Annotated in this window: 12 protein-coding genes; 8 read left to right on the forward strand and 4 right to left on the reverse strand. The window is 68.7% G+C overall.

Features of this window, described 5'->3' with window-relative positions; genetic code table 11:
• Positions 1-67 precede the first annotated feature (67 nt).
• From B116_RS0120405 to htpG, 3 genes are all read left to right on the forward strand, one after another.
• Positions 68-328 (forward strand): hypothetical protein, encoded by a 261-nt coding sequence (locus B116_RS0120405; protein ID WP_018720181.1) that lies wholly within the window; start codon positions 68-70, stop codon positions 326-328.
• A gap of 85 nt (positions 329-413) precedes the next feature.
• The gene (locus B116_RS0120410; protein WP_027661164.1) at positions 414-1,685 is read left to right on the forward strand and encodes a D-alanyl-D-alanine carboxypeptidase family protein; all 1,272 of its coding nucleotides are present in this window, start codon (positions 414-416) and stop codon (positions 1,683-1,685) included.
• A gap of 126 nt (positions 1,686-1,811) precedes the next feature.
• Positions 1,812-3,722, forward strand: coding sequence for a molecular chaperone HtpG (htpG, locus tag B116_RS0120415; RefSeq protein WP_018720183.1), 1,911 nt, complete (start codon positions 1,812-1,814; stop codon positions 3,720-3,722).
• A gap of 103 nt (positions 3,723-3,825) precedes the next feature.
• Here htpG and B116_RS0120420 read toward each other — a convergent pair whose 3' ends face one another.
• A complete protein-coding gene (locus tag B116_RS0120420; RefSeq protein WP_027661165.1) occupies positions 3,826-4,161 on the reverse strand; it encodes a hypothetical protein in 336 nt (111 codons plus the stop codon).
• 120 nt (positions 4,162-4,281) lie between these two features.
• Here B116_RS0120420 and pdxY point away from each other — a divergent pair, with 120 nt between their 5' ends.
• Positions 4,282-5,133, forward strand: a complete 852-nt coding sequence (gene pdxY / locus B116_RS0120425; RefSeq protein ID WP_027661166.1) for a pyridoxal kinase PdxY — start codon at positions 4,282-4,284, stop codon at positions 5,131-5,133.
• A gap of 132 nt (positions 5,134-5,265) precedes the next feature.
• A complete protein-coding gene (locus tag B116_RS0120430) occupies positions 5,266-6,618 on the forward strand; it encodes a nicotinate phosphoribosyltransferase (RefSeq protein WP_027661167.1) in 1,353 nt (450 codons plus the stop codon).
• Between the two features lie 67 nt (positions 6,619-6,685).
• Here the strand turns inward: B116_RS0120430 and B116_RS0120435 are convergent, their stop codons facing one another.
• Positions 6,686-7,456, reverse strand: a complete 771-nt coding sequence (locus B116_RS0120435) for an FkbM family methyltransferase (protein ID WP_027661168.1) — start codon at positions 7,454-7,456, stop codon at positions 6,686-6,688.
• Between the two features lie 72 nt (positions 7,457-7,528).
• Here B116_RS0120435 and B116_RS0120440 point away from each other — a divergent pair, with 72 nt between their 5' ends.
• The 3 genes from B116_RS0120440 to B116_RS0120450 all read left to right on the forward strand — a co-directional run bounded on the left by B116_RS0120440 (position 7,529) and on the right by B116_RS0120450 (position 10,376).
• Positions 7,529-8,149 carry an L-threonylcarbamoyladenylate synthase gene (locus tag B116_RS0120440; protein ID WP_018720188.1) on the forward strand — a complete coding sequence of 207 codons (621 nt, stop codon included), beginning with the start codon at positions 7,529-7,531 and terminating at the stop codon, positions 8,147-8,149.
• Positions 8,150-8,295: 146 nt separating this feature from the next.
• The gene (locus B116_RS28440) at positions 8,296-8,874 is read left to right on the forward strand and encodes a hypothetical protein (protein WP_223874628.1); all 579 of its coding nucleotides are present in this window, start codon (positions 8,296-8,298) and stop codon (positions 8,872-8,874) included.
• 779 nt (positions 8,875-9,653) lie between these two features.
• Positions 9,654-10,376 carry a GAP family protein gene (locus B116_RS0120450; protein WP_027661170.1) on the forward strand — a complete coding sequence of 241 codons (723 nt, stop codon included), beginning with the start codon at positions 9,654-9,656 and terminating at the stop codon, positions 10,374-10,376.
• Between the two features lie 55 nt (positions 10,377-10,431).
• Here the strand turns inward: B116_RS0120450 and B116_RS0120455 are convergent, their stop codons facing one another.
• Complete coding sequence (locus B116_RS0120455; protein WP_027661171.1) at positions 10,432-11,409, reverse strand: alpha/beta hydrolase family protein; 978 nt, start codon at positions 11,407-11,409, stop codon at positions 10,432-10,434.
• Between the two features lie 494 nt (positions 11,410-11,903).
• Positions 11,904-13,121 carry a D-alanyl-D-alanine carboxypeptidase family protein gene (locus B116_RS0120465; protein WP_027661173.1) on the reverse strand — a complete coding sequence of 406 codons (1,218 nt, stop codon included), beginning with the start codon at positions 13,119-13,121 and terminating at the stop codon, positions 11,904-11,906.
• Positions 13,122-13,153: the final 32 nt, after the last annotated feature.

The following is a 13,153-nucleotide window of genomic DNA, read 5'->3' on the forward strand; positions in this document are numbered from 1 at the left end:
TCTTCGCGTTCATAGAATGGCAACGAGTGACCACCCCCTCATGTGCGGTCCTCGATGGACACCCATAATGGAGCGCATGGTCGCTTGGGAATACGCACTGCTGGTCCGCCGCTACCAAGGGCAGGGCCGCAACTTTCATGTCAGCTTCGTCTGGTACGGCCCGGACGGATCTCGCCGAGATGTCACCACCTACGGTGACACCGCGATTGCCCACCTCAACCGGGTTGGGCGCGATGGGTGGGAGCTGGTCGCCGCGGCCGAGGACGTGAACAACGTCCAGGGCAGCACCGAGGTGCACCGCTATCACCTCAAGCGGCCGTTGACCTGAGGTCGGACACGGGCGGCGCGCCACCCGATGGCGGTCGTGCTGCCCGTGCCCGGTTTGCTGATCTTTATTCGTTAGGATCCCGGACGTGAGTAATCGGCTATTGGCCGCTGCCTCAAGCGTCCTGTTGCTCCCCGTCGTGGTGCCCACGTCGGCCGCGGTCGCCGCACCCGCGCCGACGGTGGTGCCGTGCCCGCAGGCCAGCGCGCCGGCGTCGACACCGTCCCGGCCGCCCCGGCCCTCCCCGCCGCCGGCCGTGGCGCAGGACCAGGTGGTCGGCGGGGCGGCACTGGCCACCTCCGGCCTGGTGGTCCCGGCCGGTGAAGCCCAACCGCCCGAGGTGACCGCGACCTCGTGGCTGGTCGCGGACCTCGACACCGGTCAGGTGCTGGGTTCGTGTGGCCCGCACGAGTACGCCACCCCGGCGAGTGTGCAGAAGTTGCTGCTGACCGCCGCCCTACTGCCGGACCTTGACCCGCAGCAGGTGGTCACGGTGACGAAGGAGGATCTGGACATTGAGCCCGGCTCGTCGGCGGTCGGTCTGCTCACCGGCGGGCAGTACCCGGTAGAGACGCTCTGGCTTGGCCTGCTGCTGCAATCCGGCAATGACGCGGCGAATGTCCTCGCCCGCCTCGGCGGCGGCGCCGAGGGCCGGGCCGGGGGCATCCGCGCGATGAACGAGTTCGCCGAGCATCTGGGCGCCCGGCAGACGCACGCGATCACACCATCCGGATTGGACGGTTCAGGTCAGTTCACGAGTGCCTACGATCTCGCGCTGATCGCCCGGGCCTGCTTCGCTGAGCCGACCTTCCAGCGGTACGCGCTGACCGAGACTCACCAGATCCCCGACCAGGAAGCGCTCGGCAGGAAGGGTTTCCAGATCCAGAATGGGAACTCTCTCATCGACCGCTATCCGGGGGCACTCGGTGGCAAGACCGGCTTCACTCAGCTGGCCCGGCACACGTACGTCGGCGCAGCCGAGCGTGATGGCCGACGCCTGGTGGTGACGTTGCTGGGCGCCGAGGCTCGGCCGTTGCGTGGCTGGGAGCAGGGCGCCGCTCTGCTCGACTGGGGCTTCGCGTTGCCGCCGGCCGCCTCGGTCGGCCGCCTCGTCGAGCCGGGTGAACTGACCGCCACGCCGACCGCCACGCCAGCCGCCACGCCGGCCGCCGTGCCCTCGGCCGCCGATGCCCGGCCCGCCGCCGACGATTCCCCGGACGGGCTGACCGGCTTCGGACCGCTGCTGGTCGCGGCCGTCGTCGGGGTGGGTGGGCTGGTGGTGCTGATCGTGCGCCTGGTCCGTCGTCCCCGTCGTGAGCCGGGGCGGCGTCGTCATGGGCGGGGACGGCGTCGGGTCTGATCCGGCCCGCCGCACGGGGCGTCGCCGCCCCGGCCCGTACGAGGTGCTCGTATCCTTTCGGGCGACACGTCGTCGGGGGCGTTGCCGTCCGCCGACGATCCGGACATGCGGACGAAAGGACACGGCGTGAGTAGCGAGACGTTGGAGTTCCAGGCTGAGGCGCGCCAGCTGCTTCAGCTGATGGTTCACTCGATCTACTCGAACAAGGATGTCTTCCTACGCGAGTTGATCTCGAACGCCTCCGACGCGTTGGACAAGCTGCGCTTGGCGTCGCTGCGGGACAAGGACCTCGACGTCGACACCGCCGACCTGCACATCGCGATCGAGGTCGACCCGGATGCCCGGACGCTGACCGTGCGGGACAACGGGATTGGAATGTCCCGGGACGAGGTCGTCCAGGTGATCGGCACGATCGCCAAGTCCGGTACTGCCGAGCTGCTGCGTAAGCTGCGCGAGTCGGCCGACGCGGAGGCGTCGCAGGAGCTGATCGGCCAGTTCGGCGTCGGCTTCTACGCGGCGTTCATGGTCGCCGACCGGGTTGTTCTGGTCACCCGCGAGGCGGGGGCGACCGACGGCACCCGCTGGGAGTCGAGCGGGGAGGGCACGTACACGATCGCCTCGGCCACGGACGTTCCGCAGGGAACGGCGGTCACGCTGCACCTCAAGCCGGCCGACTCCGAGGACAACCTGCACGACTACGCCGCCGAGTGGACAATTCGGCAGATCGTCAAGCGGTACTCCGACTTCATCGCCCACCCGATCCGGATGGCGGTTGAGCAGCCCGGCACCGACGGGGGTGAGCCGACCACCGAGGTGCAGACGCTCAACTCGATGAAGGCGCTCTGGGCGCGGTCCCGCGACGAGGTGGAGCCGGCGGAGTACCACGAGTTCTACAAGCACGTCAGCCATGACTGGGCCGACCCGCTTGAGGTCGTGCACATGCGGGGAGAGGGCACCTTCGAGTACGAGGCGCTGCTCTTCCTACCCACCCACGCACCGCTGGACCTCTTCTCCCCGCAGGGACGACGTGGTGTGCAGCTCTACGTCAAGCGCGTCTTCATCATGGATGACTGCGAGGCGCTGATGCCGGGCTATCTGCGCTTCGTCAAGGGCGTGGTTGACGCGCACGACCTGTCGCTCAATATCTCCCGCGAGCTACTTCAGCAGGACCGGCAGATTCAGGTGGTCCGCCGGCGCCTGGTCAAGAAGATCCTCGCCACTGTCAAGGACCTTAAGGCGAACCAGCCGGAGAAGTACCGCACCTTCTGGACGGAGTTCGGCGCTGTCGTCAAGGAAGGGCTGATCGACGACACGGAGAACCGGGACTCGCTCCTGGAGATTCTTTCCGTCGCCTCCACCCACGATTCGGCCGAGCCGACCGACCTCGCCGGCTACGTCACGCGGATGAAGGACGGCCAGACCGACATCTACTACGCCACCGGCGAGAACCGCACCACCATCGAGAACTCGCCGCACATGGAGGCGTTCCGGGCCAAGGGCTTCGAGGTGCTGCTGCTCACTGACCCGGTTGACGAGGTGTGGGTGGAGCGGGTCGGCGAGTACGAGGGCAAGACGCTGCGTTCGGTCGCCAAGGGCCAGGTTGACCTGGACACCGAGGAGGAGCGTTCAGCGGCCGAGGCCGAACGGGAACGTCAGCGCACCGAGTACGCCGACCTGCTCACCTGGCTGGGTGGTGCGCTCGCTGACCAGGTCCGGGAGGTTCGCCTCTCCGCCCGGCTGACCACCTCACCGGCCTGCGTGGTCGGTGACGCGCAGGACATCACGCCGACGCTGGAGAAGATGTATCGCGCCATGGGGCACGAGGTGCCGCAGGTCAAGCGGATCCTCGAGCTGAACCCGACGCACCCGCTGGTCACTGGGTTGCGCAAGGCTCGGGAGCAAGGTGTCACCGAGGAATCACTGAAAGAGACGGCCGAGCTGCTGTACGGAATGGCGTTGCTCGCCGAGGGGGGCGAACTGGCCGACCCGTCCCGCTTCACTCGGATCCTTGCCGAGCGTCTCGCTCGTACCCTCTGATCCGCATCGCCGGGAGGCGCCGGCAGTGCCGGCGCCTCCCGGTAGCGGTGCCGCAGGTAGCGGTGCGCCACACCAGCACCGGTCGCCGCGGGGCGACCGGTGCTCAGGCGGCGATGTCGCGGTGGTGCTGCTGCTCCGGCGCGGCGGGAAGCGGCGGGCGGGTGTGGGGTGTGCTCCACTCGTCCGTTCGCCCTCCCGATGGGACGCCGGTCCGCTGCCCGGCTGGGGTCTGGGCCACCCGGAGCGCGCGTTGGGCGGACTGCCAGGCGGTGCAGGGCCAGACCTGACCGGCGCAGAGCAGGTTCACACATGCGGTGCCCGCAGCCTCCGGTTGGTGCGCGTCGGCCACGTTGAGGGCCAGCCCCCACAGCAGTGGGTCGCCTACGTTGTCCGGACGGCCGACGCCGTGTGCGGGCCGATGGTGGGTAGAGTCGGACATGTCGGGCCCCCCTTCTGAGCTGCTGTGATACTACCTCCACCCCGCAGCTCTCCCGCTGAACGGGCACGTCAGGGCGGGGGTAGTGGAAACTGGCGCAACCACAACCACGATGATGGTCGGGTGCGAATCCTGTCTATCCAGTCATCGGTCGCCTACGGCCACGTCGGAAACTCAGCCGCCGTCTTTCCGCTGCAACGCCTCGGGCACGAGGTGTGGCCGGTACTGACGGTCCACTTCTCCAACCACACCGGCTACGGTGCGTGGCGCGGGCCGCTGCTGGCACCTGCGGATGTCGCCGAGGTCATCGCGGGCATCGCCGATCGCGGAGTTCTCGCCGAAGCCGACGCGGTGCTCTCCGGATACCAGGGCGACCCGGCGATGGGTGAGGTGATCATCGACGCGGTCCGTCGGGTGAAAGCCGTCAACCCTGCCGCCGTCTACTGCTGCGATCCGGTGATGGGGGATGTGGGTCGGGGGATGTTCGCTCGCCCCGGCATCCCCGAGTACCTGCGGGACGCGGTCGTCCCGAACGCGGACATCATCACCCCCAACCAGTTCGAGCTGGAATATCTCGCCGGCGGTCGGACCGAGACGTTGGCGGAGCTACTCGCGGCGGTCGACAAGGTGCGGGCGACCGGGCCACGGCACGTACTGGTCACCAGCGTGCTCCACCGGGACCTGCCGGAGGAGCAGCTTGAGCTGGTGGCCGTCTCCGAGGAGGGCGCCTGGGCGGTGACCACCCCGATGCTGCCGATCAGCCCGAACGGTGGCGGTGATGTCACGGCCGCGCTCTACCTCGCGCACCTGTGGAGCACTGACTCGCCCGCGACCGCGCTGGAGCGCACCAGCGCCAGCATCTTCCGGATCTTCGAGGCGACGTTGGCGGCGGGTACCCGGGAGCTGCAGCTGATCGCGGCCCAGGAGTCGATCGCTAGCCCGCCGCCGGGCTTCACTGCCCGCCGACTGCGCTGATTCGGAGCTGCTCGACACGTCTGGCGATGCATGTGCCGTTCCCGGCACATGCCGACTCGGCTTCGATCAGAGTTGGTGGTGTCCGGACCGCCCAGTGTCGGACGGTCCGGACACACCCGTGGAGGAGGCGAGATGACCGGGCTCCGTACCGACCTCTACGAGCTTCGGATGGCCGTCAGCTATCTGCGCCACGACCTGACGGCATCGGCCACCTTCAGCCTCTTCTCCCGCCGGCTGCCGGACCGCCGGGGCTTCCTGGTGGCCGCCGGACTCGACGAGGCGTTGACGTTCCTGGAGACCTTCTCGTTCGCGCACGACGAGCTGGCGTACCTGCGGGATATTCATGGATTCGACGAGTCGGCCCTGGCGGCGCTGGCCCCGCTCCGGTTCACCGGAGACGTGCGGGCAGTGCCCGAGGGGCGGATCGTCTTCGCCGACGAGCCGCTGCTTGAGGTCACGGCGCCGCTCGCCGAGGCACAGCTGGTCGAGACCGGTCTGCTGAACCTGATCACCTTTCAGACCACGATCGCCAGTAAGGCGGCGCGGTGTCGGCTCGCCGCCGATGGCGCGGAGCTGATCGACTTCTCGTTCCGCCGTACCCATGGGCTGGCGGCGGGTGCCGGCGTGGCCCGGGCTTCCGCGATCGTCGGGTTCGCCGCGACCAGTCACGTGGAGGCTGCCCGCCAGTACGGGCTGCGACCGTCCGGCACGATGGCCCACTCGTACGTGGAGGCGTTCCCGGACGAGCGGGCAGCCTTCCGCGCCTTCGCGAGTGACTTCCCGGACAATCCGATCTTCCTGGTCGACACCTATGACACACCCGCCGGCGTACGGGCCGCCGTTGATGTCCTCACCGAGCTGGGCCGGGGCGGTCCGGCGGGGGTCCGGCTGGACTCCGGGGACCTGGCCGCGCTGGCCCGGCAGGCCCGCGAGATCCTCGACACGGCGGGCCTGACCGATGTCAAGATCATGGCCAGCGGGGGCCTTGATGAGGAGGTCATCGCGGGGCTGGTCGCGGCCGGCACCCCGATCGATGGGTACGGCGTCGGCACCAGGATGGGGGTCTCCGCGGACGTGCCGTCCCTGGACAGCGCGTACAAGTTGGTCAGCTACGGCGACCGGCCGGTGGTGAAGCTGTCGTCGGGCAAGGTCACCCTGCCGGGCGCGAAACAGGTCTTCCGGGACCCCACCGGCACCGACGGCGACCTCCTCGGGCTGCACGCCGAAGCGTTGCCACCAGGTCGGGAGCCGCTGCTCGTACCGGTCATGCGTGCCGGACGGCGGCTCGACACCGCTGCCGCGGCCGAGGCGGTCCGCGCCGCACGGGACCGGTTCGAGGCTGACCTGGCGTGGCTGCCCGAGCCAGCCCGACGGCTGAACAAACCGGTCCCGCCCACCGTCACGGTCAGCCCCGAGCTGGCCGACCTGCGCGAGCGGGTGGCAGCGGCGGCCCGCTCGGGTCGTCCGGGGCGGCGGTCGAGATAGTGTTCGGCGTCGATCTCCTCGCCCGGTTGCTGGCGGATCGCGGGTAGTGCTGTGGTCCACAGTGAGCTCAGCTACGACAGTAGACATCACCGGAGTTGGCGGAGTGCGGCAGGGCGTCCAGGAGGGTGGCCAGCGCCGGGGCGCCGAGCCAGACCGGCTCGGCCAGCGCCATGGCGTCACCGAGGGCCAGGTTGAAGCGGGTGAAGCCGAGCGCGACGGTGCGGTCGAGGGCCCGGCGGGCCACCGCCCGCTCGATCGTGGTGAACTCGAACGACAACGCCGGCAGCGGGTGGCTCAATCCGGCGAGGACGCGATCCTCGAAGCCCTCCACATCGACTTTGACGAAGGCAGGGAGGCCGTGCTCGGCGATGAGGAGGTCGAGGGTGGTGGCCGGAACGGTCACCCGTGCGTCCCAGACCTGCCCCTGCCAGTTCTCGGCACCGTCGGCGGCCCGGACAAAGTGCGGTGATGCGGTGGAGACGGTGGGGTTGGCCGAGTTGATGTGGAGCTCAAGGTGGCCGCTCGCCGCCCCGCACGCCGTTTTCACCACGGTCACCTGATCGTCGTCGCCGTAAAGGGCTCGGATACTCCGGGCACAGAGTGGTTGCGGCTCGACGGCGACCACCCGGGCGCCCAGCCGGCGGAAGCTGGCGGTGCGGTCGCCGACGTGGGCCCCGATGTCGAAGACGAGGTCGTCGGAGCGGACAAACTGGGTGTGGAAGCGGTCCATGGCGGCGGCGCGACCGGGGTCACCGTACGAGAGGTCGAGCGAGGGGCGCAGGGAGATGGCGGTGGGGTCGTCCCGGAGAGCATCGACCACCGCGGGGTTGACGGGCACGACCGGACCCTAAACGCTGGGCCAGCACCGGGCTACCTCGGCGGCACACTTTTGGGCTACTAGGCTCAGCGCATGGCGAGGTACTACGACGTGCACCCGGACAACCCTCAGCCCCGGACCCTGCGGCAGGTCGTCGGGCTGGTCCGCAACGGTGGCCTGGTCGCCTATCCCACGGATTCCTGCTTCGCGCTCGGCTGTCAGCTGGGCGATCGTCACGGGCTGGACCGGATCCGTGATATTCGCCGGCTCAACGAGCGACACCACTTCACGTTGGTCTGTCGGGACTTCGCGCAGCTGGGTCAGTTCGTGCAGATCAGCAACGCGGTGTTCCGGTTGGTCAAGTCCTGTATCCCGGGCAGCTACACCTTCATTCTGCCGGCTACCCGCGAGGTGCCGCGCCGGATGCTGCATCCGCGGAAGCGCACCGTTGGAGTGCGGGTGCCCGACCACGCCGTCGCCCAGGCGTTGCTGGCCGAGCTCGGTGAGCCGTTGGTCTCCAGCACCCTGATCCTGCCCGGGGAGGAGGAGCCGTTGACCCAGGGGTGGGAGATTAAGGAACGGCTGGACCACGTGCTCGACGGCGTGGTGGACGCAGGGGACTGCGGCAAGGACCCGACGACCGTGGTTGACCTGTCGGGCGACGAGCCGGAGGTGCTACGTCGTGGCGCGGGGGACCCGTCCCGCTTTGAGTAGCTGGGTCGCCGCAGGTGGCATGGTCTGTTCGACCGGTTAGCGCATTTCCGGTGTGGTCTGCGTGGGTAGGTCGATGTAGGGTCCCGAACGCGAGCCATGAGAACTTCAGAGAACGGACTTCCGTCATGCGTGCGCATCGTCGTTGGGTGCCGGTGATCACCACGCTGGTTGTCGCTTCGGTCGTCGCGGTGGCTGGATGGGTGGGTGCTTGGTCCGCCATTGACGTTCGAATGGAGGGTGCCTATTCAGCTCGTGTGCTGAACGCTGACCAGGCGCAGCAGGCGTGGGCTGAGCTGTCCCCGTACCCGTCTGGGGGAATTCCGCCAGGAGAGAACGTGCTGGTGGTGGCCGAATGGACCGACGAGCAGCGGACTCGATGGCCAGCCACCGACTGTAGCTTCATTGTCTATGTGACTCACTCTGGGTTCATGCGGGTGAGGGCGTATCAAGGTGACGGTTTTTCCTTCGGGTCATCAGGGTTGGCGGATAGGGCGGCACGTCACTATGGGGATATTCCAGTAATGGACGACCGTCAGAGTGGCGGGTCGGCGTTCCAAGGGTCCACGTTCTTCATCCCTGCCACACATCCCGACGCGGGAGAGCTGTCGGTCCTGCTCACCGAAGAGCACGTGGATGTGGATCTAATCCGAGTCGGAATCCTTTTCACCTGTAACGGTCGATTGATTAAGTTCATCTGGCTTGAAGATGACAAGCTGTTGAAGTGACTTCAGTGAGCCATTCCGCGCAACGAGGCCAGTGCGGTAGGTAACGGTCCGGCTTGTCCGGATCGGCTGGGACGTCGCGGCAGCGAAATGCCGCAGGACCTTTGATGTGAGGGTGGTCCTACCGGAGATCAACTTCATCGAGGTCCTGCGTCACCATGAGTTCCACAAACACTTCGGTGCCGTCGGTGCCGTCGGTGCGCGAGGGAGACCGCGCGGTGCCTGGCCGATCTGCTCAGCCGTGAACGGGCACGCCGGGGCAACCGGGCGGGCGACCGAGCGTTGTCCTGCCGCGATCAGGCGGTTCGATGCCGCTCGCCGTCGAGTTGCCCTCATGGATGGGCGCAGGAATACCCCGCGCCCGCCCAGCAGCCTGCCGGTGCCTGGCCTACCGCCGAAGGGACTGCGCCGGCAGCCCCTGGTCACCGCCGAAAGACTGCGCCGACTGTGTTCGGACCGGCGGAGCTGGTGCGTCCATGTTGGTCAATTCATGACGGCGCACCCGCCTCGATCTATTCCGGTCGAAGACACCTGCTCGCGGCAGCCCGGGTCGAGCCTTGGCGTCGGTCTCGCCCGTGGGGTAGCTCGACAGCGGAACTTACGCTGGCACCCTAGCGGCCAGCAGCATTGGCACCGAAGAAGCATTCATCCATTTGCCCTCCGATCGTGGTGCAACATGGGTGGGGCCGGTAAGACCGGGCCGTGCCCAAGGGCGTGGGCCATACAGCCCTGTTGCGATCTCGCCTGAGCATCGCACTTGTGACTCGGAGGGGGAGAGCGCCGTGGACCTGGCCCTGATCGGATCGCTCGTCGTCCTGGCCCTGATAGACAGCACCAGCTTCGGAACGCTGCTCATCCCGATCTGGATGATGCTGGCGCCGGGTCGGCTGCGCCCGAGCCGGCTGCTGGTCTTCCTTGCCACGGTCGCCGCCTGCTATCTCGTGCTGGGCGTGCTGTTGCTCGTCGGAGCGGCGGCGCTGCTCGACGAGGTGCGTCCCGCGCTGGAAGCTACGCCGTTCCGGGTGGCGCAACTCGTCGTGGGGATCGGGCTGCTCGGTCTCGGCCTGTTCATCGGCCGGAAGCGCGGGTCGGGTGATCCCCAGCCGGGTCGCCTGCTGCGCTGGCGCGAACGGGCGATGAGCGGGCGCGAGTCCGCCTCGGCGTTGGTCGGCCTGGCCCTGGCTGCCGTGACGTTGGAGGCCACCACGATGCTTCCCTACCTCGCGGCTATCGGGCTGCTCGGCGCGTCCGCGCTGACGCTACCCGCGAGCGTTGCCGTGCTCGCTGGCTACTGCGTCGTCATGGTGCTGCCCGCACTCGTGTTGCTGGCGGCACGCCTGGTCGCGGCCGGACGTGTGCAGCCGGTACTTGCGGCGGTCAACCGGTGGATGGTTCGCAACGCGGCCGAGACCACCGGCTGGATCGTGGGCATCATCGGTTTCCTCTGCGCGCGCGACGCCGCCATCCACCTGGAGCTCTTCGAAGCGCTGTCGAGGGCGACCTGAGCCCTCGCTCAGCTCGCGGCTGCTCCGTTGGCGGGGCAGCGGTAGCTCGCCGCGGCTACCGTGCGAGCGTGGACTTGGACTCGACCCGGCCGATCGGGTTGGGCCCGCTGGTCAGTTCGTCCTGTGCCTCCTTCCAGGCGAGTGCCTCGGGGTAGAGGGTAGTGCGGAGGTAGGCCCAGGTGAGTCGCTGGACGGCGGCGACCCGCTCGGGGCTCTCGTCCGTGGTCTCGGCCACGTCGTATCCAGAAACACCACCGAGCCCGTGCTCTGCACCGAAGAGGGTGAGTAGGGACTTGGGGCCAGGGGAGAGGAAGTAGGGGTCGGTGTGCCAGCGCGGACCCCGGACCGTCAGGTGGGCGGAGGTGTCCCGGTCGCCGGCGACCACGAGGGCGGGTGTGGTCATTGTGGAGAAGTCGGTGGTCGAGAAGAAGGGGTAATTGTCGTGCACGAAGTCGGTGAGGGCCTCGCCTCCTCTGCCGGGCGCGGCGAGCAGCACACCTGCCTTGATCCGGGGCTCGGAGAGGTCCACCTCCGTTCCGTCGCGCGGGTCGGTCAGCCGTGCGCCCAGCAGCAGGCTCGCGGTGTGTCCACCCATCGAATGCCCGGCCACGGCGACCCGGTCTCGGTCTAGGCGCCCGTGCAGCTGTCCGCTGGCGGCTTCGATCTGGTCGAGCTGGTCGAGGATGCGCTTCATATCTTCACCCCGTGACCGCCAGTACAGGGGGGCCTCGGGATCACTGGGGTCCAGGTTCAGCGTTCTCGAGTTCAGGTGGGTCGGCTGGAGTACGACGAAGCCATGTGCTGCCCAGTAGTTCGCGAGCGGGGCGTAGCCGTTTAGTGAGGACAGGTGGTGTGAGGGGCCGTGCCCGTGTGAGAGGAGAATGATCGGAAGCTCACCTCCGGTTGTGGGGGCGGAGACCCGCACCTGCAGGTCAACGGCGCGTCCGGGAGCTGGCAGCACCACCGGACTGACGGACAGGACAGGTGTGGGGAACCCGCCGAACGTGTCGGCTGGCTGGGTCGGCTTACTCATGTCATCTGGTCCTTCCGTTTGGATAGCTGCCCTGGCTTGTTCGCGCCGGGCCGGACCCGGACAGCAGAAGCGGAGCGGCGTTCCGGAACTATACGGATCACCGTTCCGCTTTGTCAACGTCAGGGCGACTGCCGCAGGAGCAGGGGGCGGGTGGAGCCTCGGCGATACCGGCCCTAGCTTGATCTATAGCTAGCCGAGGCGAGCCGCGCTCTTGCTATCGATCCTTGGGTGCGCCTGCTGGCCGCCCGCCGGGACGATTCGCGGCCTCGCGTTCGTGGCGATTCGGCCACCAGCGGCGCGACATGGCGGGCTCGGTCTCCGGCGGAGCACCCACTCCACCACGGCAATGTTGATCAGCCAGCCGGCGAGCATCAGCAAGGCCCGGGTACGCCGTACGCTGTCGAGCGGGGTGGGTTGGTCGCAGTCCCGGCCGGTAGCCCGCCGGATGCGTGCTCCCGACGCGGAGGTCGGGGGATGCGCGCGTACGGCGTCGTTCAGCCGGCCATGCGTCGACTGGCCCGCCGCCATCCGGCGAACACGCCAACCAGGACGGTCCCCAGGGCGGCCACGGCGCCGACCGCGACCGACACCATCGATCCGGGCCCTGCGCCAGCTCCGCCCTCATCGCCGGTAGCGGCGACCAGCTTGTCCTTGTTCTCGTCCTTCTTCCCCTGATCCGGGGTGACCAGGTGTCCGACCGCTTCGTCGGGGGCGAGAGCGAAGCCCCAGTTCAGCAACGCCGTCGCCTCACCCAGGCTGCCCAGCGGCGCGTTCTCCGCACCGAGCAGCGTCACCGCGAGCGTACGACCGTCGCGTTCGGCCACACCGACGTAGGTCTGCCGAGCCAGGTCGGTGAAGCCCGTCTTGCCGCCGAGCATTCCCGGATAGCTGCCCAGCAGGGTGTTGTCGCCGGTGAGGGCGAGCGCGGAGCGGCCCGGTGCGGAGGGCAGACTCGCCGTACGGGTGGCGATGTACCGGCGGAAGTCCTCCCGTTCGAACGCGGCCCGTGCGATCAGCGCCAGGTCATAGGCGCTGGTGTACTGACCGGCGCCATCCAGACCGGACGGTGTCACCGCGTGGGTTTGATTGGCCCGGAGCCGCGTTGCCTCCTCGTTCATCACCTGCACCCCGCCCGGCCGGCCGGCAGCACCACCACCGAGCCGGGCCAGTACGTTGGCCGCGTCGTTGCCGGACTCCAGGAGCAGCCCCAGCCACAGCTCCTCAACCGTGTACCGACCGCCCGCGACTACCCCCATCAGCGAGCTCGCCGGGTCGAGGTCGTGCAGGTCGTCGCGGGTCACCTCGACGACCGTCGTCGGGTCGAGCCGGGGCAGCAGGGCCGCGGCGAGCAGGAGCTTCTGCACACTCGCGGGGGTGCGGTGCTGGTGCGGCCCACAGCCCCCCAGGACCTGGCCGCTGCCGAGATCGGCGACGATCCAGGAGGTCGCGGTGACCGCCGGCGCCGCCGGGGTTCCGGCCGGCACGACCAGCCCGGTGGTGGCCAACGCGGATCCGCCGACGGCCGCTTCGGTGGGGCCGACCGGAGGCGGCGAGGGTGTGCCAGCCGGCCGGGTCGGCACCTCCACAGTGGGGCATGGTGGTGCTCCGGTGCCGGTTGTCCGGTTGTGGGCCGTGACCGGTGCAGCGGGCGAAGCGACGATGGCGCTTACCGCCACGACGACGGCTGGCGCGGCGATCCGACGGATAGTCACATGACGCACGGTAGTGGGGATGCGGCCGGGCC

Source organism: Salinispora fenicalii (assembly GCF_000514815.1).
GTDB classification, from domain to species: Bacteria; Actinomycetota; Actinomycetes; order Mycobacteriales; family Micromonosporaceae; genus Micromonospora; species Micromonospora fenicalii.